The sequence below is a fragment of the Azospirillum sp. RU38E genome (assembly GCF_900188385.1).
GTDB lineage: Bacteria > Pseudomonadota > Alphaproteobacteria > Azospirillales > Azospirillaceae > Niveispirillum.
In genome coordinates this window covers 51,818-73,828 of record NZ_FZOI01000011.1, presented here as the reverse complement: position 1 = coordinate 73,828, position 22,011 = coordinate 51,818, and the positions used below count along the sequence as shown (strand labels likewise).

Sequence of the window (22,011 nt, the reverse complement as noted above, 5' to 3'; positions counted from 1 at the left end):
GGCTTTAAGGTTGCGGCCCCGTCATCAGTTTTGTGGCTATGCCGTCCGACTTTGCACCCGGCTCAAGGCGTGTGTTTCTCGGCACTTTTCTCGATGGCCGTGCCGGTCTTGGAGATATCCTCCCCAGCGCCGGCCATGGTGTGACAGGCGTCAAGCAGCGGTGTCGCCGTAAACAGCATTACGAACAGCAAGGGGAATGGAAGGGTCTTCCCGGTCATCTCGACCTCCTGCAGCTGTGGCGTCATCAGATCCTGCCCGTCAGGAACAGGATGAGGACGATGATAAGGATCAGGCCGATGCCACCGCTTGGGTAATAGCCCCAACCGGCGCTGTGCGGCCATCGTGGCAGTGCCGCGATCAGCATCAGAACGATGATGATCAGCAGAATGGTGCCGAGACTCATGACCGACCCTTTCTGTCAGCGGGTGTATTTGTATTCCGGCAGACCTTTCAGCGTTTCCTTGGTGGCATCGTTCAGAACGAACTTCTTGTCCGTCACGTTCAGCGCCGCGTAGGAGACGACGACATATTTCGACCCCATGCCAAGGAAACCGCCGACCGACAACACGGCAAACGGCACCTTGTCGTTGGGCGTCACGATCAGATCGTCGATGGTGCCCACCGTCTCGCCGGCAGCATTGTAGACCGTGCTGCCCACCACCTTGGAGGTGCGGTAACCAGTTGCCAGGGTGGTCGGGTCCACCTGCGTCAACGCGATGGTCTGTGGGGCGCCTTGTGCGAAAGCCAGGGAAACGGCCGACAGCGTGGCAACGGCCAGACCGGCCATAATAATATTGAAACGTGTCATGGTTGCTTCCTTCACTGCGGATAGGATACGGAGAAAGTGCCGGCCATGGAGGGGCGTCCACTGCCGGCACATCAAAGTGGGGCTACTTCTTCTGCGCCTGCTTGGCATCGGCTTCCGCGTCATGCTTGTCGGCATGACCGGCCGGGATATGCGGCGTCTCGGCCGGCTTGCCGGGGGCGCTGTGAACGGGTGTGACGATAGGCTTGGCGGATTGGTTGCTGCCGGGCTTTTCCATGTCGGTGTCTTCCTTGTTGCTGCCCCGGGGTGGGGCGGGGTGTCAGGCGGCATCTGCGGATATGCGGAGTTCGCGCCGACAATGTTGACTGCCCGATCGTCGGAGAGAGAACGGACCATCAAACATGCTGAAATCTAAAACGATTCAATAAAATTAGACAGACTCGGAAAGTACCCATGTAATTTACATTTATATGCTTTTTGATATTATTTGAAATATATTGATAATTATCTGAAATATCCATGCCGCCCGGCATGGCCACGGAAATCCACCGTGCCCCCCTCCAATTCTTGAATTGTGAGTGGTACAGGCCCTGTCCTACCGAGAGGAGGGCTATTTGATGAAGAAGAGCCGTTTCGGCGAGGAACAGATCATCGGGGTCCTGCGGGAGCAGGAGGCCGGGCATAAGACGCCGGATATCTGCCGGCGGCATGGGATATCGGAGGCGACATTTTACGCCTGGAAGTCAAAATATGGCGGGCTTGACGTCTCGGAAGCCAAGCACCTGAAGGGGGTCACGACATAGAAAGGGCGAAAAGTCACGTTAAGCAGATGCCCCGGAAGCGATCTGCCCTCTTGGTTCCCTGTTCCGCTTGACCATCTCCGTCACTGTATTCTTGCTGAGCCCCAATTCCCTGCCGATCAGCCGATAGCTGTGCGCCGCCGCGACCAGGGCCAGCACCTTGGGTGCCAGCCGATCCGACTTGGGCCGCTGTCCAGGCCTGCGTCCCAGCACCTTGCCTCGCGCCTTGGCGGCGGCGAGGCCGGACCGGACCCGTTCACGCAGCAGGTCACGCTCGAATTCAGCGATCCCAGCCAGGACTGTGGCCAGCATGCGGCCGGTGGCGGTACCCAGGTCGAAGGCCACGCCACTCATCGCGATTAGCGACACGCGGCGGGCCTCTAATTCCCGCAGGGTGTGCAGCAGGTCTATGGTGCTGGGGCCCCAACGTGACAGTTCCGTCACCAGCACAGCATCAATCTGCCGCGCCTGGGCCAGCGCCATCACCTTCTTCCGCTCCGACCGGTCCAGTTTGGCGCCTGATCCGGTTTCCTTGGTAAGAACCGACGACTTCGTAGCCCGCCCGCATGGCCAGGGTTGCCGTTCGCAGGACTGGTCGGCCGTGGACATGCGGCAGTAGATGGCGACACGCTGTCCCAATTGAACCCTCCCGGCGGCATCGCCCTGTCGGCGGCGGAACATCTGGGTCTTGTCGCGTATCGAACAGACATTACCTCGGTTGAGATAATCTCGTCATGGCAGTTGATCCATAGACGTGCCCTTCTGTTTGCCAAACCCGGCTTTGATGGAGGATGTCATGGGACGTTCAGCGTTTGATCCTGGCGCGAAGGGTAAAAAGCCTTGGAATGCTGGCCGGCGAATAGGCGCCAAGCGCGCTTTGAAACCACAGCAGGTCTGGGCTATCCGTTTCTGGCTGGAGCACCAGCAGCGGGTGCGTGATCGCGCTCTATTTGATCTGGCCATCGACAGCAAGCTACGCGGTTGCGACCTTGTCCGCATGAAGATCGGCGACATCGTGCGCGGTGGAGAAATCCGGTCACGTGCGCTGGTTATTCAGAAGAAAACAGGCCGGCCGGTTCAGTTCGAACTGTTGGAGACAGCCCGTAAAAGCCTTCAGGCCTGGCTGGAACGCCGGGGCGGGACGATTGCCGATTATGTCTTCCCCAGCCGGGTCGACCATACAAAACCCATCAGCACCCGCCAATATGCGCACCTCGCTAAAGAATGGGTGATCGGGATCGGCCAGCGCCGCGAGGATTATGGAACCCATTCCCTGCGACGAACCAAGGCAGCCCTCATTTACAAACAGACCGGCAACCTGGGCGCCGTGCAGATCCTGCTGGGTCACACCAAGATCGAGACAACAGTGCGCTATCTGGGCATCGATGTGGAAGATGCGCTGCAACTGGCGGAGACGACGGAGATATAGAGGGTGTGTCCGTGGGGAACTGCCGGAGCGGGCGGGAATGTCCGGAACCCCAGATTTGCCACCATAAACCCGCCCGTCCGCTTCCGGCCCCATAACTGACATTTTTGGTGATCCCTCCCCCGCTTCCTTGCAGGTAAGCCTGCCCTTCACCATACTCTTACCAAAGCGCGATCGTTCCACCGGAGGCAAAAAATGCCGGCAACCGCAACCTTGTCCAGCAAGTTCCAGATATCCATCCCCAAAGCCGTCCGTGAGCAGCAGCATTGGGAGGCGGGGCAGGAATTTGTCTTCATGCCCAAAGGCAAGGGCGTGCTGGTGATGCCGGTGCCGGAACGGGACCAATTAGCCGGCATCGCCAAGGGCGCAAGCACAGAGGGCTACCGCGACCGGTCGGATCGCTATTGATGGCGGTGCCGTTGCGCGTCGTTGATCGTTCGGCCTGGATCGAATGGCTGGTGGATAGTGCGCTGGGAAGAAGGCTGGCGTCGGAAATCCCGGACAAGGCCAATTGTATCGTCCCCACCATCGTGCAACTGGAACTGTCAAAATGGCTGCTCCGCGAATGCGGGGAAGATCAGGCTGATCAGGTCATCGCCTATACCCAGAAATGCACTGTCGTGCCGCTGGATACCACCATCGCCCTGCTGGCAGCGGATATGCAACGGGAATATGGGTTGGCAACCGCCGACGCCGTCGTCTATGCGACCGCGCGCCGGCAGGGGGCCGAACTGTTGACCTGTGATGCCCATTTTAAAGGGCTTCCGGGTGTCGCCCTATTCGCAAAGTCAGGCTGACGGCACACCCCTCACCACCGCCTTTTCCCCGCCCCGAATGGCGGGCGCTTCACCAGCGGTTTCGGCGGCGGGGGTGGTGGGGGCGGCGGTGGCGGGGGGGTGAGTTCGACGGTCACCTTTTCACCGGCCGCCATCTGGGCGAGCGCCCGCATCAGGGTACGCACGCCGTCCATCCGGGTCTGGGTGCTGTCCCAAGGGCGCAGCAGCACCAGTTTCTGGTCGGGGCGCAGCTTGGCCGTGCCGGCCTGTTTCTGAATGAACTCAACCAGTTTGGCCGGGTTCTTGAAGTTATTGTTGCGGAAGCCGACAACCGCCCCCTTGGGCCCGGCATCCAGGTTGCCCACCCCGGCTTCCTTGCACAGGCGCTTGATTTCCATCAGTTGCAGCAGGTTTTCCACCTCGTCCGGCAGGGGGCCGAAGCGGTCGATCAGTTCCACGCCGAACGCCTCCACCTCTGCCTTGTCGGCCAGATCGGACAGGCGGCGATAGAGCGTCAGCCGCACGCCCAGATCGGGCACATAGCTATCCGGGATCAGCACCGGCATCCCCAGGGCGATCTGTGGCGACCAGCCCTCTTCGGCCCGTTGCGCCTCTGTCCGGCCCCCGCGTGCGGCCTCCACCGCCTCTTCCAGCATCTGCTGGTAAAGCTCCACCCCCACCTCGCGGATTTGGCCGGATTGTTCCTCACCCAGCAGATTGCCGGCCCCGCGAATATCCATATCGTGGCTGGCCAGCTGGAAGCCCGCCCCCAGATTATCCAGCGTTTCCAGCACATGCAGGCGCTGCTGTGCGGTGGCAGACAGAACCGTCTTGGGCTGGTAGGTCAGATAGGCGTAACCGCGCACCTTGGACCGGCCAACGCGACCCCGGATCTGGTACAGCTGGGCCAGACCGAACAGGTCGGCGCGGTGGACGATCATGGTGTTGGCGCTGGGGATATCCAGGCCGCTTTCAATGATGTTGGTGGCCAGCAGCACATCATATTTGCCATCGTCAAAGGCGGTCATGACGTCTTCCAGCTCGGTCGCCGCCATCTGGCCATGGGCGGTGATCAGCTTCACCTCCGGCACCAGCTCTTCCAGCCGCACCCGTACCTTGGCCAAATCCTCCACCCGTGGGCAGACATAGAAGGTCTGGCCGCCGCGATAATGCTCTCGCATGATCGCTTCGCGGATCACCACCGGGTCAAAGGGCAGCACGAAGGTGCGCACGGCCAGCCGGTCCACCGGCGGGGTGGCGATGACGGACAGTTCCCGCACGCCCGACAAGGCCAGTTGCAGCGTGCGCGGGATGGGTGTGGCCGACAGGGTCAGCACATGCAGATCGGCACGCAGTTCCTTCAACCGCTCCTTCTGCTTCACGCCGAAATGCTGTTCCTCATCCACAATCACCATGCCCAGGCGCTTGAACTCCGCCCCCTTGCCCAGCAAGGCATGGGTGCCGATGACGATATCCACCGTCCCATCGGCCAGCCCGGCCTTGGTCTGGTTGGCTTCCTTGGTCGTCACCATGCGGGACAATTGGCCGATGCGCACCGGCAGACCGGCGAAACGCGCCTCAAAGGTGCGGGAATGCTGGCGGGCCAGCAGGGTGGTGGGCACCACGACGGCCACCTGATGGCCCGCCATCACCGCCAGAAAGGCGGCGCGCAAGGCCACCTCCGTCTTGCCGAAACCGACATCGCCGCAGATCAGCCGGTCCATCGGCTTGCCGGAGCCCAAATCCTCAATCACATCCTCGATGGCCCGCAACTGGTCATCGGTTTCGGCATAGGGGAAGCGGGCACAGAATTCATCCCAGGCCCCATCGGGGATGGGAATGGCGTCGGCCCGGCGCAGCGCGCGTTCCGCCGCAATCCGCAACAGCGCATCGGCCATATCCTTCAGCCGGCGCTTGACGCGGGCCTTGCGCGATTGCCAACCGGCCCCGCCCAGCTTGTCCAGCGTCGCGCCTGCCTCCTCGCTGCCATAGCGGGAGAGGACTTCGATATTCTCCACCGGGACATAAAGTTTGTCGCCGCCATCATAGATCAGGCGCAGGCAATCATGCGGGGCGCCGCCGACATCCAGCGTTTCCAGCCCATCATATTTGCCGATGCCATGATCGATATGGACGACAAAATCACCGGGGTTGAGGGACGCCGCCTCGGCAATGAAATTGGCATTGCGCCGCTTCTTGCGGGTGCCGGCGCGCACCAGCCGGTCACCCAGAATATCCTGCTCGGTGATGATGGCCAGGCCAGGTGCTGTAAAGCCATGGTCCAGCGGCAGCACGGCCAGCGCCGTGGTGCCCTTCGGTAAGGCTGTGACATCGGCCCAGCTTTCCACCGCCTTCAGCTTCGCCAGCCCATGTTCCTTGAACACGGAGAGCAGACGGTCGCGGGAACCGGCGGAATAGCCGGCGATTACCGTTACGCTGCCCTCCTCGGCCAGGGCGTTGATATGGTCGCGCAGCACCTCATACACATTCACGCCGGACTGCACGCGGGCATCGGCGAAATCGCGGCCCTTACGCCCGCCGCCATCGACCAGATCCTTGTTGGCCACCTCCCCTTCCACGGCGGCGAAGGGCGACAGCTGGGCCACCGCCCGGGTCGCCAGATGCCGGTCGAACGTGTCGCCATCCAGGAACATCAGCGAGGGGGGCACCGGCTTATAGGCCGGGTTGCCGGATTTCTTTTCCGCCTCCACCATGGCGCGGCGGGCCTGATAGAAATCCTGCACCTGTTCCAGCCGCTCATCACGGGCTTCCTCGACATTGGGGTCCAGGGTCAGGGCGGCGTTGGGCAGGTAATCGAACAGGGTTTCCATGCCGCTATGGAACAAGGGCAGCCAATGTTCCATGCCGGCATGTTTGCGCGCCGCACTCACCGCCACATAGAGCGGATCGTCATCCATGACAGCGCCGAAATGTTCGCGGTAGCCGGTGCGGAAGCGCTGGATCGACATTTCATCCAGGAACACCTCTGACATCGGCGTCAACACGAAACTGTCGCGCTTTTCCACCGTCAGCTGTGTCATGGGGTCGAAGCTGCGCACGCCTTCCAGATCATCGCCGAACAGGTCCAGGCGCAACGCCTCCTGGCTGCCGGGGGGGAACAGGTCGATGATGCCGCCACGCACGGCAAATTCCCCCGGCTCCCGTACCGTCTGGGCGCGGATATAACCGTTCTGCGACAGGAAGCGCTGAAGCTCTGCCACATTGATGCGATCGCCCACCTTGGCGGCAAAGCTGGCATTGCGAAAGGCCAGACGCGGCGGCACCTTCTGCACCAGCGCGTTCACCGTGGTGATGACCAGCAAGCCGCCCGGCACCGCCCCACCCTTGGCCACCTGCAACAGCCGCGTCAGGGTGGAAATGCGGGTGGCCACAATTTCCCCATTGGGGGACACGCGGTCATAGGGCAGGCAGTCCCAGGCCGGGAACAGCCGCACCTCTACACCCGGATCGAAGAAAGCCACCTGTTCGGCCAGCCGGGCGGCGCGCGCATCATCGGTGGCGACATGCAGCAGCCCGGCCCCGCCGCCCTTTTTCGCCAGCGCCGCCAGCAGGCGGGAATCCTGCCCATCGGGCGCACCGGACAGCAGCATCCGGCGCGGATGGCCAAGGTTCAGCGCGATATCGGGCGCGGGGATGACAGTCATGGGAACCGGCTCTTCGATCATGCGGCAATGATGGAAGCCGGGTTTATAGCAGGCCCAGGCGCATAAGGGAACAAAAGGGGGACGCTATTTGCTCGCCCAACCGGTCAGTCCGCGATCTCCCGCAGATAGGCAGTGTAGCGCCGGCCCGGCCCCAGCGGCACGGCGGTGACGGCCAGTTCGGCCGGGAAGGTCTGCCCATCGGCGCGCACCCCCTGCACCACCAGCCGCTGGCCCGCGCCCCCAACCCCTTCCAGCCATTCCGGCAGCTCAGAGCCTTCCGGCAAGCGGATCATGTCGGCGAGGGAGGCACCCAGCGCCGCCCCCCGGCTGCGCTGGAATATCCGTTCCGCCGCCGGGTTCAGTTCCATCACCAGACCCGCATCATTGAAGGTAATGATGGCATCCAGCGCGGTTTCCAGAATCGAACGGGCGCGCGCCTCGCTCTCCCGCAGGCGCAGGCTGGCCGCCGCCTCTGCCGTGATGTCGCGGAACAGGCAGAGCACCAGCCGTTCGCCAGCGCTGTCAAATGGCACGGCTGACGCTTCCAGCAGCAGGAGCGCGCCGTCCCTGCGTTGCACGGGTTGGCGCACCTGACGCACCACCTCCCCGCCGTTCACCCGGCGCAGCATCAGCTCTGTCAGCGGGCGGGATTCTTCCGTTGCATGGTCCAGTACATGCAAGCCGTCCAGGCTTTCATCGGGCGACATGCCCATGATGGCACGGCCGGCCTTGTTGAGGAAGCGGAACAGGCCTTGGCTGTCATGCACGAGAATGCCGTCAGGCGTCAGGTCCACCAACTGGCGATAGCGCTGTTCGCTTTCCTGCAACCGCAGTTCCTGCCGCTTATTCTCGGAGATATCCGTGCGGAGGCAAAGCGTGCCGCCATCCGGCAGGCGCTGGTCCTGCACCCGCACCCACCGCCCGTCGGCCAGCAGAATTTCCTGTGGTGCCGGATCAGGGTCACGGAACTCCCGCAGACGCTGGGCGATATATTCCTCCCGGTCATGGCCCAGCGCGTGGTGATTGTCCCCCACCTCGATGCTGGCGCGCAACAGCACCTCAAACGAAATGCCGGGTTCCATCAGGTTGGCCAGAATGGGGAACATCGCCCGCAAGGCCGGATTGGTCAGCACCAGCCGTTCCTGTGCATCATAGATCGCCACGCCATCTGGCATCAGGTCCAGCACAGCGGAAAGGGTGGTTGCGGCCACGATGGCGACCCTCCGACAAAACGGGGAAGAAAAGATTGGGGATTTTGCCCAGTCCCGGCCATGTTCGCAAGAAATGCTTTATTTATACGTTGTTAACGTTTCCCGATTTCACGCGGGAAGTGCATGATTCAGCCGGTTCAGCAATCCGGCCCAGTCCCCACAACGCACCTGCCGAAACAGGCGCATGGTGGGATACCAGCCGGTTTTCCCCTCCCCTGCCAGCCAGCGCCAGTCGGTGTCGGTGGCGATCAGGGTCCAGACCGGGCGCCCCATGGCCCCGGCCAGATGGGCCAGCCCGCTGTCGGGCGTAATCAGCAGGTCCAGATGGGACAGGATGGCGGCACTGTCCATCCAGGTGCTGACGGCCCCACCCAGGTCGGTGACATGGGCGGGCAGCGGCAGGGCCGCCAGTTCCTCCCGCCCGCTGGCCACCTGCAGCGCATACCAATCCACCGCCTGCTGTTGCAGCAGCGGGGCAAAGGCGGCCAGACCGGGGCTGCGCCAGCGGTCGCCGGGATGGGCGGGGTTGCCCGCCCAGCTGAACCCGATGCGCAACCGCCCCGGCCGTTTGGGCAGGCGCCCGGCCCAGAGCGCGGCCATGGCCGGATCGGCGGCGAGATAGGGCCCGTCCCAGGGAATGGTCTCCGGCAGCAGGCCCAACAGGCCTGGCATGTCCAGCAGGGCCACCTGGAAATCAGCCGCCGGCACGGGCTTGCCCCGCGCCAGGGGGCGGCCGAAGCGCCCATCCAGGAACAAGGGCAGCAGGGCCGGGGGCAGCTCAAACGTCACGCGCGCCCCCAGCGCCTCCAGCTGGCGGATCAGGCGGGCGCACATGATGGTGTCACCAGCCCCCTGTTCATCCCAGACCAGGATATGTTTTCCCGCCAGTTCCTCCCCCTGCCAGGGGGGAATATGAACGTGCCGGGGTGAGCGGGCGGAGACCGACCAGCGGTGATGATAGGCGGCAAACCCCTCCCCCCAGCGGCCCAGCCGCAACAGGCAGAGCGCACGCCCCAGGGCCGAGGCTTTATCATCCGGTGCCAGGGCCAGGGCGCGTTCAAACGCGGCCAGGGCGGCTTCGGCGTCACCCGTCACCCGGTGGAACAGGCCCAGATCGCGCCAGACATAGGCCGTGTCGGGGGCCATCTCCACCGCCTTGGCCAGCAGCGTGCCCGCCTCCGCCTCCCGCCCATCATGCAGGAAAAGGTTGGCCAGGGCACAGCGGGCGGGGACCAAGGCGGGGGAGGCGGCCAGGGCACGGCGCAACAGGCCTTCCGCCCGCCTCTTGTCGCCGGCCCGCCTCGCCGCGTCCCCCAGGGTCAGCAGGGCAATGGCATGATCGGGCGCAAGGGTCAGCACCTGTTCCCACAGGCTGAGCGCGCCCGGCCCATCGCCCCGCGCCTCTGCCCGGCCTGCGGCGGCGATCAAATCCTTCACACCAGCGATCATCAGAACCGTTCCATCAGCGTGGGCTGGCCCTGCACGGTGGAGGATACGGCTTCCGGCATCCGCGTCAGTTGATCGCCGCGCGGAATCGGCGGCGGATCAGGATCGTAAATCTGCTTCAGGCGGCGATATTCCTGATCGTGATATTCCTGCTGTTCCTGAAAGCCGGGTTCCCCATTGCGTCGCCCGGTGACGATCACCTCATCCGCCACGGGGGGCGACGCCTCCTTTTCCGGTGCAGCTGATGGCTCCGCCCCCGCGGCGGCAACAGCGGTCAGCAGCGTAAGGGCGGACAATGCCAGGGGGCGACGGGGCAATATCATGGGGCCGATCCTAACGCCTTTCGGGTTGCCGCGACAGGGGGCGCATGAACGCGAACGGAATAAGAACATTTCCACTTGGCAGCCAAGAACAAATCGCGTACAACAGGTTCAGTTGAACGCAGACACCTATCCGTGCGAGAAGGAAGGGGACAATTATGTCGGCAGCTCCACTTCGTCTGGTTGAAACACCCATGGACAAGCAAAAAGCTCTGGACGCAGCACTCGGCCAGATCGAACGCGCCTTTGGCAAGGGCTCCATCATGAAGCTCGGTGCCAAGGAGGCGATTTCCGAAATGGAAGTCGTGTCCACCGGTTCGCTGGGTTTGGATATCGCCCTGGGTATCGGCGGTCTCCCACGTGGCCGCATCGTTGAAATTTATGGGCCGGAAAGCTCGGGCAAGACCACGCTGGCCTTGCACGCCATCGCCCAGGCACAGAAGAATGGCGGCGTCTGCGCCTTTGTGGATGCTGAACATGCGCTCGACCCTTCCTATGCCCGCAAGCTGGGCGTGGATGTGGATGAGCTGCTGATCTCCCAGCCCGATGCCGGCGAACAGGCCCTGGAAATCGCCGACACGCTGGTGCGCTCCGGTGCTATCGACGTGCTGGTGGTGGATTCGGTGGCGGCCCTGGTGCCGCGCGCCGAACTGGAAGGCGAAATGGGCGACAGCCATGTCGGCCTGCACGCCCGCCTGATGAGCCAGGCGCTGCGCAAGCTGACCAGCTCCATCTCCAAGTCGCGCTGTCTGGTGATCTTCATCAACCAGATCCGCCTGAAGATCGGCGTCATGTTCGGCAATCCGGAAACGACGACCGGCGGTAATGCGCTGAAATTCTATGCCTCGGTTCGCCTGGATATTCGCCGCATCGGCGCCATCAAGGACCGGGAGACGGTCACCGGCAACCAGACCCGCGTGAAGGTGGTGAAGAACAAGATGGCCCCGCCCTTCCGGGTGGTCGAATTCGACATCATGTATGGCGAAGGCGTGTCCAAGGTGGGTGAACTGCTGGATCTGGGCATCCAGGCCGGCGTGGTGGACAAATCCGGTTCCTGGTTCTCCTATGACGGGCAGCGCATTGGGCAGGGGCGTGAAAACGCCAAGACCTTCCTGCGCAGCAACCCGGCCGTGGCCGACAGCATCGAACAGAAAATCCGCGCCAATGCCGGCATCGTGGCGGGCGCCATGATGGGCACGCCGGAAACCGATGGGGATGCCTCCAGCCCCGAATGATCCTTTCTCCCTCGCACGGGGATCGTTCCGCAGCCCCACCCGGTCTTTCGCCGGGCGGGGCTTTTTCATACCCTTGCGCCGACAGCCCATCTGGGATAAAAGCGGCGCCAGGAAGATTTCTTCCAGCATCCAGAGCCGGACTTGGGTCCGGCGCCAACCTGCCTACCCGGGCAAGGTGGCGGCCTCTGACGGGGCGATGCGGCCGGTTCACCGGCAACGAAGCGGGCGGCGATTCTCTCTCCACCCTTTGGCTTGGTCCCGTCACGTCTGCCTCCTGTGGCCCTGTAGGCGCCTTTTGTGGAGTGCATGATGTTTGTGACCGCACCCTTGGCCCCCGCCCCCTTTCATCCGGGTGATGAATGGCTGCGTGACCTGATTGCCGCCCCTGGCGATCAGGTGCAGCCGGTCGGCCCCACCGAGGGCGACCGCGCCCTGTTCGTGGTGCTGCATCGCAGCCGCGGGCTGTGGACGCATATTTACCGGGTGCAACGCCAGCCGGGGCGCATCGGCGGGCTGGTCGCCCTGTTGCGGGTGCTGGAAGGGGATCAGGTGGAACAGGCGGTTCGCTGGGCGAACGGCATGGCTTGACAGCAGCCCTGCAACAATGGAATGGATGCTACCCGACGAGGGAGAGACTGGCCCTGCGCCAGCGCCGAAGGAGCAACCGCCCCGGAAACTCTCAGGCAAAAGGACCCGTCGGACATAATATCTGGAAAGTGGCGCTTCGCGCGCCCGCCGAAGGGATAGCGATCTCAGGCAAACAGACAGAGCGGGCACAACCGGGCGGCAGAAAAGCCGCCACGCCAGGAGTGTCCGCCATCGTGACCATTGCCGCCACCCCGCTGTTCCCTTCCCTTTCGGTGACCGATCTGTTCACCATCGGCATCGGCCCGTCCAGTTCCCACACGGTGGGGCCCATGCGGGCAGGGGCGGTTTTTGCCGCCATGGCCACTGCCCATGGCCAGCCGGATATGGTCACCTGCGATCTTTATGGTTCGCTGGCGCTGACCGGCAAGGGCCATGCCACCGACCATGCTGTGCTGCTGGGCCTGTCCGGCTGGCTGCCGGACCGCATTGATCCCAATGCCGTGCCGGACCTGATCGCCGCCATTGCACGCGACCAGTCACTGCCCCTGGGCGGTGGTACGGCGATCCATTTTGTGGAAGCGGACCATCTGCGCTTTCGCATGGGGGAATTCCTGCCCTTCCATGCCAATGCCATGCGCTTTACCGCGCATTATGTCGATGGGCGGCAGCTGGAGCAGGTTTTCTATTCCGTGGGTGGCGGGGCCATCCGCATGGAAGGGGCCGATGCCGGCGACCGGCCCAATGTCACCCTGCCCCACCCGTTCAGTTCCGGTGCCGAGCTGCTGACCATCGGGGAACAGAAGGGCCTGTCCATCGCCGATATTGTCTGGGCCAATGAGGAGGCGTTCCGCAGCCGGGCCGAGACGGTGGAGTTTGTCGACAAGGTGCGCCAGGCCATGCTGGATTGCATCGAGCGCGGCTGCCGGCAGGATGGCATCCTGCCGGGCGGGCTGAAGGTGCGCCGCCGCGCCCGTTCCCTGCATCAGACCCTGATGGCCAGTATGCCCCGGATCGAGCCGTCCCACGTGTTCGAATGGGTCAGCCTCTACGCGCTGAGCGTGAATGAGGAGAATGCCGCCGGCGGCCGGGTGGTGACGGCGCCCACCAATGGGGCTGCCGGCATCCTGCCCGCCGTGCTGAAATATTATGAGACCTTCGTGTCCGGCGCCAACCGCACTGGATCGCGCACCTTGCTGATGACGGCGGCGGCCATCGGTTTTCTGTACAAGATTCGCGCTTCCATCTCGGCGGCCGAAATGGGCTGCCAGGGGGAAGTCGGGGTGGCCTGTTCCATGGCCGCCGCCGGGCTGACCGCAGCCTTGGGCGGCAATAATCAGCAGATCGAAAATGCCGCCGAGATCGGCATGGAACATAATCTGGGCCTGACCTGCGACCCGATCGGCGGGCTGGTGCAGGTGCCCTGCATCGAGCGCAACACCATGGGCGCGGTGAAGGCGATCAATGCCGCCTATCTGGCCCTGCGCGGCGATGGCAGCCACGTCGTCTCCCTGGACGCGGTGATTGAAACCATGCGCCAAACCGGCGTGGAGATGAGTTCCAAGTATAAGGAAACCAGCCTGGGCGGGCTGGCCGTCAATGTGGTGGGCTGTTGATTTTTAAAGTCTCCCCGTGGCGGGTCGCTCACGCCCGCCACGGGGCAGCAGACGCCAGCCCAGCAGGGCCACCACGATGGCGGCATAGATGATGGGCTCCAGCGGCCAGGATTTCACCAGCAGCAGGAAATGGGCGGCCCCGGCCAGGGCCGCCGGATAGACCAGCCGATGCAGCCGGCGCCAGCGCACGCCGCCCAGCCGGCGGATCATGGCATTGTTGGAGGTCACCGCCAGCGGCAGCAGCAGCACAAAGCCCAGCATCCCGATTGTGATATAAGGCCGTTTCAGGATATCGGCCCCGATGGCCGCCCAATCCAGCCCCTGATCCAACAGAATGTAGCTGACCAGATGGGCCAGCACATAGAAGAAGGCCAGCAACCCCACCGCCCGGCGATAGCGCAGCCAGTTAATGCCCAGGGACTGGCGCAGCGGCGTGATGGCCAGCCCGAGAATGATCAGCCGAAGTGCCCATTCCCCCAGGCCGCGTTCCAGCGCCTTGGCCGGATCGGCCCCCAGATTATCCGTCAGCGCCTGGACAAACAGCCAGACACCCGGCACCAGCCCCAGCAGATAGAGCGGCCAGGAAGGAAAGGCAGGCTGGCGCAGCCAGCGCGGCAGGGCGGCCATCAATAGAATTTCCGCAAATCCATGCCAGTATAAAGCCCGGCCACCTGATCAGCATAGCCGTTGAAGGGCAGGGTCGGCCGGCGCTTGGCGAACAGCCCGCCTTCCCCGATCCGCCGCTCGGTCGCCTGGCTCCAGCGCGGATGATCGACCTCCGGATTGACGTTGGAATAGAAACCATATTCCTGCGGCGCCTGCATGTTCCAGCTGGTCAGCGGTTGCTTGTCCGTCAGGGTGATGCGGACGATGGATTTGATGCCCTTGAAACCATATTTCCACGGCACCACCAGACGCAGCGGCGCCCCATTCTGGTTGGGCAGCGTCTCCCCATACAGCCCCACGGCCAGCAGGGTCAGCGGGTGCAGCGCCTCATCCAGGCGCAGGCCCTCCCGATAGGGCCAGTCCAGCACCTTCAGGAAACCGCCCACCCCCGTCATCTCATTGGGGCGCAGCGCCGTTTCAAAGGCCACATATTTGGCGCTGCCCAGCGGCTCCACCCGCGCCAGCAGATCGGCCAGGGGGAAGCCGATCCAGGGGATCACCATCGACCAGCCTTCCACGCAGCGCATCCGGTAGATGCGTTCCTCCAGTTTGGCCGGCTTGATGATATCTTCCAGGGCAAAGCTGGTGGGTTTGGCCACCATGCCATCCACCTGCACATTCCAGGGGCTGGTGGTCAGCCGGTGCGCATTGCGCGCCGGCTCCGACTTATCAACGCCGAACTCGTAATAATTATTATAGCTGGTGATGTCCTTCAGGGGTGTCGGGGTCTCGTCCGTGGAAAGGCTGCTTTTGGCCGCCGTCAGCGGGCTGGCCGCCGCACTGCCGGCCAGCAGCATCCCCCCTGCCCCGGCCAGCAGATGCCGGCGGCTGAGATAGAGCGCCTGGGGCGTCACATCGCGTTCGCCCAGATCGGGGGCATGGCGCAGCAGCATCGGCTTTTCCTCACATCATGCGGGCGGGGAACCCATGGGCAGAAGATAAGCGCGCGCCGCCGCCACGGCTAGCCCCGAGGCCGAGGCTGCGACAGGAATACATATCTACATATAAAATATGTTTATATTGATATTTCACAAACAAAAACATAATTCCCATTGACTCAATAGGAAATAACCGACACCATCCCCCTCAGAAAGCGTCGTTCCCCTGGCGACCTTCCTCTTTCTGGCGGAAGAAAATCCATGTCCACCAATGTGCTGCCGCTCTCCAAACCCGTTCCGGCCGACAGTTCCCTGCGTCTGGTGCCGGATGTGCCGGATTTTGTGGTTGGCCCCGGCCTGTCGCCGGAGGTGGCGGACGTGGTGACCCTGATTGCCGGCAGCGCCACCGCCGGGCGCAATCTGACGGAAACCCGCCGTATCTTCACCCAGGTGCGCCGGGCGCTGGGGCCGACGGTCCCGGATATCGCCTCCATCCGGGAGGAGGTGATCAACACCCCGGCCGGTAAGCTGAACCTGCGGCTCTATCGTCCCTCCTTCGGGTTCCGGCCGCTGCCGGCGCTGCTATTCTTCCATGGCGGCGGCTGGACGGTGGGCGATCTGGACAGCCATGATACGCTGTGCCGCCAGCTGGCCATCGCCACCGGCCATGTCATCGTCGCCGTGGATTACCGGCTGGCCCCGGAAAACCCCTGGCCCGCCCCGATTGAAGATGGCTGGGAGGCGCTGCGCTGGCTGTCCAACTATGCCCCGCTGCTGGCCATCGATCCGCTGGCCATCGGCGTGGCGGGGGACAGTGCCGGCGGCAACATCGCCGCCGTGCTGGCCCTGAAGGCGCGGGATGAAGGCGGACCGGCCTTGAAGGGGCAGGTGCTGATCTATCCCTGCACCGACCTGTCGGCCAGCCTGCCCTCCCATTTCGCCCATGCCGATGGCTATCTGCTGACGCGCAAGCAATATCTGGCCTATGTCGCCAATTATCTGGCGGGCCAGGATGTTGAACAGGATTGGCGTGTGTCACCCCTGCGGGCAGCCCGGTTCGACGGGTTGCCGCCGACCGTGATCATCACCGCCGGATTCGATCCGCTGCTGGATGAAGGCCGCGCCTATGCCGGGCGGCTGGCCGCCGCCGGAGTGCCGGTGATCCATCGCAGTTACGCCGACATGGTGCACGGCTTCATCACCATGGGCGGCCGCTTGCCGGCCGCCAATCGTGCCATCGCCGATATCGGCCGGGCGCTGGCCTCACACGATATCTACGCCTTCAGCGATGGCGGGGGTATCTGAAACCAGTCAGCGGCGCCTTCCTTACATTTCACCTTCCCTCCTTGACCCGTCCCCACTTGCACCCCTGGCGCCTGTCGCCAGGGGTTCTTTTTGTTGCGCTGCATATATTCTTTGGTTGCGACACAGCATAAATTCAACTGAAAAATATCTCCATTCGATCCATCGTTTTGACTGGCGGGCCGCGACAATTTGCGCCACCATCAATTTTGGGTGACCGCCCGGAAGAGACCGGCACCCCCTGTGCGATACAGGTAAGGGAGGACGTAATGGTGGCGTTTCACGAGGGGGAGCGCATACTGCCGCTCCCGGCGGATTATGTGCCGGTGCCGACGGCACGCCGGTTGACCAACCATGATTTGCAGGAGGCCCTGGCCGACGGCTGGGCCGATTTCAAGGCTGCCCCCGCCTATGGGCTGGCCTTTGGCGGCATCTATGCCCTGCTAGGCCTGGGCGGGCTGTTGGCCCTGACCATGCTGGACCAGCCGCATCTGATGTTCCCGGCCATTACCGGCTTCCTGCTGTTCGGGCCGTTCGCGGCCCTGGGCCTTTATGATATCAGCCGTCGGCGCCAGTTGGGCCGGCCGGTGGAACCGCTGAAGGTGTTCTTCGCGTTTCGCCGGCATGGCGGCAGCCAGATCGGGATGCTGGGCCTGTTTCTGGTATTTGCCACCATCGCCTGGCTGAAGATCGCCACCTTGATCTATGCGCTGTATTTCGGCCCCGCCCCGATGGAGATGGCCCAGCTCTGGGCCGCCGTGACGGGCAGCTTCGCCGGGCTGCGCTTTGCCGCCACCGGCATCATTGCCGGCGGGCTGATCGCCACCACGATCTTCGCATTGTCGGTTTTCTCCGTACCGATGCTGCTGGATCGGGATGTGGATGTTGTGACGGCCATCCTGGCCAGCCTGCGGGCGGTGCTGCTGAACCTGCCGCTGATGCTGGCCTGGGGTGCCATGGTGGCGGTGGTGATCGGGTTCAGCATTGCCGCTGGCCTGCTGGCCCTGATCGTCACCCTGCCCTGGCTGGGCCATGCGACCTGGCACCTGTATGTACGGGCGTTGGGGCGCACCCCGGTTCCCGGCGCTGAATAAATACCTATCTCTCTGGATCGTAACCGATCCAGAGAGATTTGGTGTTCCCTCAGGCGCCGGGCGGGCGCATCCGTGCCCTTGGCTTGCGCGGGCACGGTACCCCGCGGGCCGGCAGTCGCCGGCCTTCAACCGAAGCGGCAAAGCAGCATGACAGCCGCCGGTCAACCGACCGGCGGCTGTTCATTTTCAGGCACCACCCCTGGCAATTGCCGGCGCCAGCGGCCGGGCGTGGTGCCGGTGATGCGTTCAAAAACCCGCGTTAAGTGGCTCTGGTCAGCAAAGCCGCATTGCTGCGCAATCTCCGCGATGGGGGATGGGGAGGTTGCCAGCAGGTGCCGCGCCTGCGCCACCCGCCGTTCCAACAGCCATTGATGCGGCGGCATCCCGGCGCTTTGTTTGAAAGCGCGGGAAAAATGGCCGACGGAAATGCCGCATTCCCGCGCCAGATCGGCCAACCCATGGTCGCCGGCCAGATTGCCCATCATCCGCAGCACCCGGCGCAATTGCCAGGGGGCAAGCCCGCCCCGGTGCGGCGGGCAAGGGCTTGGCGCTATGGCGCCACCATTATCAAAGGCAAGATCGGACATCGGGCGAACAGGCGGGGTGACGGGTTGAACCGCGCCCATCCTATGCCGCAGCGCGCCCGCCCCGCGCGCACCCTGGTACCAGTTTTATAACATTTAACTGACAGAACGATGTCGATAGTGCCGCTGCACCATTGGGAAACCACGGCTTCTATGCTACATCGCCATAATAATCATAATGCCAAAGCCTGGGAGCGGCAGGGTTGAACGGGAAGAAGCCGACCATTGACGATGTCGCCCGCCTGTCCGGCGTGGCCCGTGTCACCGTCTCCCGCGTGTTGAATGGCGGCCCCAATGTCCGCCCCGCCGTGCGCACCAAGGTGATGGAGGCGGTAAAGGCGCTGGATTACAAGGTCAACCCGCAGGCGCGCAGCCTGGCCGGCGGGGCCAGCCGTACGCTGGGCTTTGTCTTCAATTCCGATCCGGAGAGCGAGCCCAATTCCTATTACGAGGCGGCCCTGGAGCTGGGGGCGCTGCGGGCCTGTGTCACGCTGGGCTATCAGCTGCTGATCCACCAGATCCCGCTGGATGCGCCGGACCAGCAGCGGCGCATCCTGGAACTGATCGATGACCAGCGCTGCGAGGGGCTGATCCTCTGCCCGCCCTTCAGCGACGATCTGGCCCTGGTGGAAACCGCCCTGGCGCGGGGCTGCAAGGTGGTGGCCGTTTCCCCCGGCCCCAGCGCCCGCACCCTGATCGACGGAGTGGGTGTGGATGATGAAGCGGCGGGCTATGATCTGACCTGCGCCCTGATCCGGCTGGGCCATCGCCGCTTCGGCTTCATGGCGGGGCTGGAGGCGCATCTTTCCGCCGAACGCCGGCTGGAGGGTTTCCGCCGCGCCCTGACCGACCATGGGCTGGGCGATGATGCCTGCCTGATCCGGCGCGGCGATTTCACCTTCCGATCCGGCACAAGATTGACGCCGGAAATGCTGGATGTCCCCAACCCACCCAGCGTGCTGGTCTGCGCCAATGATGATATGGCGGCGGGCGCCCTGGCAGCGGCCCATGCGCGTGGCCTGGATATACCGGGCGATATTGCCATCACCGGATTCGATGATGCGCCCGTTGCCTCCATCGTCTGGCCGCCGCTGACCACGGTGCACCAGCCGGTGAAGCTGCTGGGTCAGCGGGCCGTTGAACTGCTGGTGGGTCGGCTGACCGGTGCGGTGATGGATGGCCCGCTGTTCCAGCAACTGAACCACGCCCTGGTCTGCCGCCAGACCACCACGGCCTTTTAAGCTATGCTACCGGCCAGTCCCCTTTTGCAGGGTTCGGCCCCATTCACCCAAGAATCCGCAGCGTCCATGGATTTGACCAGCCTGTTGCAACACGACCCGTTGCTGGTGTCGTTCGATATTTTCGACACGCTGCTGCTGCGCCGGGTGGAACCGCCGACGGCACTGTTCGAACAGGTGGGGGCGGCGGCCCTGGCGGCCGGTCTGGTGCCGGCCAGCCTCTCCCCACCCCTGTTCCGGCTGGCCCGGCAGGAGGCGGAGCGGCGGGCCAGGGCGGGGCGGCCGGGCGGAGAGGTCGATCTGGCCGCCATTTACACGGCACTGGGCCTTGGCGATCCGGCGGCGCTGACCGCCCTGGAACTGGCATTGGAGCAACAGGCCATTTTCGCCAACCCGCTGCTGCTGCCGGTGCTGCGGGGGCTGGCGGCGGCCGGCATCCCGGTGGTGCTGCTGTCCGACATGTATCTGGCACCGCCGGACCTGACCCGGCTGCTGGCCGGGGCCGGGATCGGGCCGGACCTCTATCGCCGGCTTTATGTCTCCAACGCAGAGGGTGTGTCCAAGGCAGGGGGCGGGCTGTTCCAAAGGCTGCTGGCCGATCATCCACACATTCCGCCCGCGCGTATCCTGCATCTGGGGGACGATCCGCTGGGCGATGTTGCCATGGCGCGGGCGGCGGGCCTGCAGGCGATCCATTATGTACCGGGGCCGGGGCTGGCCCGGCTGCGGGAACGTGAACGGTCGGTGGCGGGGCTGGCGGCGCCGGTGGAAGGCTTGCCGCCGCGCCGCGCCGCCGCCCTGGCCGGGCGGGCAGATGCAGCGGACGAGGCCGAGGCGCTGGAATTCGGTGCCCTGGTGCTGGGGCCGGCGGTGGCCGAATATTGCCGCTGGGTGGTGGCGGAATGTCGGCGGCAGGGGATCAGGCGTATCCTGCCGCTGATGCGCGAAGCGGCCCTGTTCGCCCCCCTGCTGGAAGATTGCGTCCGCCAGGGCGGCGGGGGGCTGACGGTGGCGCCGCTCTATGTCTCCCGCCAAGCGCTGTTGCCGCTGGAACTGGCGGGGATCAATGCCACCACAGCCCGCCGCCTGCTGACCGCCCGGCCACATCTGCCCTGGGACCGGCTGTTGCAGCAGGCCGGCGGGCAGGTGCCGGCAGACCTGCTGCCCTGGGCCGGGCTGACGCTGGAACAATTGCTGGCCACAGCGGCTGCCGACCCCGCTCTGGCTTTATTCGATGCCCCCGCCCTGCCGGCCAGCGCCGCCGCGCAGGCGGCGGCAACCCGTGCCCTGTTGCTGGATTATCTGACGCCGCTGCTGGGGGAAGGGCCGGTGGCGCTGGTCGATCTGGGGGCGCGGGGCAGTACACCCGCCGCACTGGTGCGGCTGTTGCCGGAGGGGCGGCAGCGCTGCCAGATCTTCCTGGCCTATGCCGTGGCCGATATTGCCGGCCCGCTGGCCGACGGGATCGGCATCCAGGTCTTTGCCGGGCTGGACCCGGCTGGCCAGACCTTGGGCCGCATCCTTTATCGCAGCCCGCAACCGCTGGAACGGGTGCTGACGGGGCTGCATGGCACAACACTTGGCTATCAACGCAAACCGGATGGCAGGGTAGTGCCGCTGCTGGCCGATCCGCCGGCAAAGGGGACAGAGGCACGGCTGCTGGGCCTGATGCAGCAAGGCATCCGCCGCTATGCCGGCATGATGGCCGCCGCCAGCCCGGCGGACAGTCCGCCCGCCCCCGGCCTTACCGCCCTGTTGCCCCTGGCCGCCGCCCTGCTGCGCCCCACGTCGGCAGAGGGGGCTTTGTTGGGCGGGCTGGCCTATGACCAGAATGACGGGACGGAAGGGGAGCGGGTGATCTGCGACGCCACCGCCCTTGAAACCGTGCGTCCCCTGGCCGACCCGCAGATACAGGGGCCGACCCTGGCCCTGGCCATGGGGCTGCGCCCAGCGCTGGCCCCCTGGCCGCAGGGCGCGCTGACACTGCTGGACCCCGGTATTTTTCAGCGACCGGCCGACCGGCTGGGGCTGGAGGCAGGGCATGGCCCCGTCTGCCGAGCGCTGGTGTCCAGATTGCAGCAGCAAGGCGTCCGCCGTTTCGGCATTCTGGCCGTGGGCGGGGAAGGTGGCATGGGGCCGGATTTCATCCGTCACGCGCGGGAAGCCGGGCTGGAGCCAGCGGCCTATGCCGACCTGATGGAACATCTGGCCCCGCCCCCGCTGTTCCACGGCGTGCCGGTGCAGCCGATGGCGGCGATGCGCGATGCCGGCTTGCCGCTGGTGCTGGTGACGCTGGGGTATGCCCGCCAGCTGACCGCCCTGATGCAGCAGGGGTCGGGAGCAGCACCGAGGCTGATCCGTTTGGTTTGAGACCAATCCGCCAAAGGTTAACCCTTGGCGGAT

22 protein-coding genes, 1 pseudogene and 2 riboswitches are annotated in these 22,011 nt (G+C 64.5%); of the genes and pseudogenes, 11 read left to right on the top strand and 12 right to left on the bottom strand.

Annotated elements, in window-relative coordinates:
- Positions 1 to 62: 62 nt before the first annotated feature.
- From CHB97_RS25995 to CHB97_RS26450, 4 genes are all read right to left on the bottom strand, one after another.
- Complete coding sequence (locus tag CHB97_RS25995; RefSeq protein ID WP_200819998.1) at positions 63 to 218, bottom strand: entericidin A/B family lipoprotein; 156 nt, start codon at positions 216 to 218, stop codon at positions 63 to 65.
- Positions 219 to 244: 26 nt separating this feature from the next.
- Complete coding sequence (locus tag CHB97_RS17140; protein WP_089289222.1) at positions 245 to 403, bottom strand: DUF3309 family protein; 159 nt, start codon at positions 401 to 403, stop codon at positions 245 to 247.
- 15 nt (positions 404 to 418) lie between these two features.
- Positions 419 to 808 (bottom strand): PRC-barrel domain-containing protein, encoded by a 390-nt coding sequence (locus CHB97_RS17135; protein ID WP_089289221.1) that lies wholly within the window; start codon positions 806 to 808, stop codon positions 419 to 421.
- 82 nt (positions 809 to 890) lie between these two features.
- Entirely contained in the window at positions 891 to 1,043 is a 153-nt protein-coding gene (locus CHB97_RS26450; protein WP_160105962.1) for a hypothetical protein, read from the bottom strand.
- Between the two features lie 340 nt (positions 1,044 to 1,383).
- Here CHB97_RS26450 and CHB97_RS17130 point away from each other — a divergent pair.
- Positions 1,384 to 1,560: pseudogene (locus tag CHB97_RS17130) on the top strand (transposase); the annotation flags it as partial.
- Between the two features lie 27 nt (positions 1,561 to 1,587).
- Here the strand turns inward: CHB97_RS17130 and CHB97_RS17125 are convergent.
- A complete protein-coding gene (locus CHB97_RS17125) occupies positions 1,588 to 2,205 on the bottom strand; it encodes a recombinase family protein (protein ID WP_089289220.1) in 618 nt (205 codons plus the stop codon).
- A 157-nt stretch (positions 2,206 to 2,362) separates the two neighbouring features.
- On the opposite strand from CHB97_RS17125, the gene CHB97_RS17120 reads away from it, so the two are divergent.
- The 3 genes from CHB97_RS17120 to CHB97_RS17110 all read left to right on the top strand — a co-directional run bounded on the left by CHB97_RS17120 (position 2,363) and on the right by CHB97_RS17110 (position 3,789).
- The gene (locus tag CHB97_RS17120; RefSeq protein WP_089289219.1) at positions 2,363 to 2,995 is read left to right on the top strand and encodes a tyrosine-type recombinase/integrase; all 633 of its coding nucleotides are present in this window, start codon (positions 2,363 to 2,365) and stop codon (positions 2,993 to 2,995) included.
- A gap of 192 nt (positions 2,996 to 3,187) precedes the next feature.
- Positions 3,188 to 3,400, top strand: a complete 213-nt coding sequence (locus tag CHB97_RS17115) for an AbrB/MazE/SpoVT family DNA-binding domain-containing protein (protein WP_089289218.1) — start codon at positions 3,188 to 3,190, stop codon at positions 3,398 to 3,400.
- Complete coding sequence (locus tag CHB97_RS17110) at positions 3,400 to 3,789, top strand: type II toxin-antitoxin system VapC family toxin (protein WP_089289217.1); 390 nt, start codon at positions 3,400 to 3,402, stop codon at positions 3,787 to 3,789. The genes CHB97_RS17115 and CHB97_RS17110 overlap by 1 nt, the downstream gene beginning before the upstream one ends.
- Positions 3,790 to 3,800: 11 nt before the next feature.
- On the opposite strand, the gene mfd is transcribed toward CHB97_RS17110, so the two are convergent.
- The 4 genes from mfd to CHB97_RS17090 form a co-directional block, all read right to left on the bottom strand.
- On the bottom strand, positions 3,801 to 7,433 hold the full coding sequence (mfd, locus tag CHB97_RS17105; protein WP_089289314.1) for a transcription-repair coupling factor: 3,633 nt from the start codon (positions 7,431 to 7,433) through the stop codon (positions 3,801 to 3,803).
- A 104-nt stretch (positions 7,434 to 7,537) separates the two neighbouring features.
- Entirely contained in the window at positions 7,538 to 8,644 is a 1,107-nt protein-coding gene (locus tag CHB97_RS17100; RefSeq protein WP_089289216.1) for a PAS domain S-box protein, read from the bottom strand.
- A gap of 108 nt (positions 8,645 to 8,752) precedes the next feature.
- Positions 8,753 to 10,093: a tetratricopeptide repeat protein gene (locus CHB97_RS17095; protein ID WP_089289215.1), complete on the bottom strand. Its 1,341-nt coding sequence runs from the start codon at positions 10,091 to 10,093 to the stop codon at positions 8,753 to 8,755.
- The gene (locus tag CHB97_RS17090) at positions 10,093 to 10,413 is read right to left on the bottom strand and encodes a hypothetical protein (RefSeq protein ID WP_143270975.1); all 321 of its coding nucleotides are present in this window, start codon (positions 10,411 to 10,413) and stop codon (positions 10,093 to 10,095) included. Before CHB97_RS17090 ends, CHB97_RS17095 begins: the two co-directional genes overlap by 1 nt.
- Positions 10,414 to 10,604: 191 nt before the next feature.
- Here CHB97_RS17090 and recA point away from each other — a divergent pair, with 191 nt between their 5' ends.
- The 3 genes from recA to CHB97_RS17075 all read left to right on the top strand — a co-directional run bounded on the left by recA (position 10,605) and on the right by CHB97_RS17075 (position 13,846).
- Positions 10,605 to 11,645 carry a recombinase RecA gene (gene recA / locus CHB97_RS17085; RefSeq protein WP_200819997.1) on the top strand — a complete coding sequence of 347 codons (1,041 nt, stop codon included), beginning with the start codon at positions 10,605 to 10,607 and terminating at the stop codon, positions 11,643 to 11,645.
- A 120-nt stretch (positions 11,646 to 11,765) separates the two neighbouring features.
- A riboswitch (SAM-I-IV-variant riboswitch) is annotated at positions 11,766 to 11,876 on the top strand.
- 75 nt (positions 11,877 to 11,951) lie between these two features.
- Positions 11,952 to 12,233, top strand: coding sequence for a hypothetical protein (locus tag CHB97_RS17080; RefSeq protein WP_089367470.1), 282 nt, complete (start codon positions 11,952 to 11,954; stop codon positions 12,231 to 12,233).
- 28 nt (positions 12,234 to 12,261) lie between these two features.
- Positions 12,262 to 12,349: riboswitch (glycine riboswitch) on the top strand.
- Between the two features lie 117 nt (positions 12,350 to 12,466).
- On the top strand, positions 12,467 to 13,846 hold the full coding sequence (locus tag CHB97_RS17075; RefSeq protein WP_244559579.1) for an L-serine ammonia-lyase: 1,380 nt from the start codon (positions 12,467 to 12,469) through the stop codon (positions 13,844 to 13,846).
- 3 nt (positions 13,847 to 13,849) lie between these two features.
- On the opposite strand, the gene msrQ is transcribed toward CHB97_RS17075, so the two are convergent.
- Both msrQ and msrP read right to left on the bottom strand, forming a co-directional pair.
- Positions 13,850 to 14,473, bottom strand: coding sequence for a protein-methionine-sulfoxide reductase heme-binding subunit MsrQ (gene msrQ / locus CHB97_RS17070; RefSeq protein WP_089289211.1), 624 nt, complete (start codon positions 14,471 to 14,473; stop codon positions 13,850 to 13,852).
- On the bottom strand, positions 14,473 to 15,405 hold the full coding sequence (gene msrP, locus CHB97_RS17065) for a protein-methionine-sulfoxide reductase catalytic subunit MsrP (protein ID WP_089289210.1): 933 nt from the start codon (positions 15,403 to 15,405) through the stop codon (positions 14,473 to 14,475). The genes msrQ and msrP overlap by 1 nt, the downstream gene beginning before the upstream one ends.
- 246 nt (positions 15,406 to 15,651) lie before the next feature.
- Here msrP and CHB97_RS17060 point away from each other — a divergent pair, with 246 nt between their 5' ends.
- Complete coding sequence (locus CHB97_RS17060; protein WP_089289209.1) at positions 15,652 to 16,695, top strand: alpha/beta hydrolase; 1,044 nt, start codon at positions 15,652 to 15,654, stop codon at positions 16,693 to 16,695.
- A gap of 266 nt (positions 16,696 to 16,961) precedes the next feature.
- Entirely contained in the window at positions 16,962 to 17,786 is an 825-nt protein-coding gene (locus CHB97_RS17055) for a DUF2189 domain-containing protein (protein WP_089289208.1), read from the top strand.
- A 161-nt stretch (positions 17,787 to 17,947) separates the two neighbouring features.
- On the opposite strand, the gene CHB97_RS17050 is transcribed toward CHB97_RS17055, so the two are convergent.
- A complete protein-coding gene (locus CHB97_RS17050; protein WP_200819996.1) occupies positions 17,948 to 18,373 on the bottom strand; it encodes a helix-turn-helix domain-containing protein in 426 nt (141 codons plus the stop codon).
- A gap of 200 nt (positions 18,374 to 18,573) precedes the next feature.
- On the opposite strand from CHB97_RS17050, the gene CHB97_RS17045 reads away from it, so the two are divergent.
- Both CHB97_RS17045 and CHB97_RS17040 read left to right on the top strand, forming a co-directional pair.
- A complete protein-coding gene (locus CHB97_RS17045; RefSeq protein ID WP_089289206.1) occupies positions 18,574 to 19,611 on the top strand; it encodes a LacI family DNA-binding transcriptional regulator in 1,038 nt (345 codons plus the stop codon).
- Between the two features lie 66 nt (positions 19,612 to 19,677).
- The gene (locus CHB97_RS17040; RefSeq protein WP_089289205.1) at positions 19,678 to 21,978 is read left to right on the top strand and encodes an HAD family hydrolase; all 2,301 of its coding nucleotides are present in this window, start codon (positions 19,678 to 19,680) and stop codon (positions 21,976 to 21,978) included.
- Positions 21,979 to 22,011 lie beyond the last annotated feature (33 nt).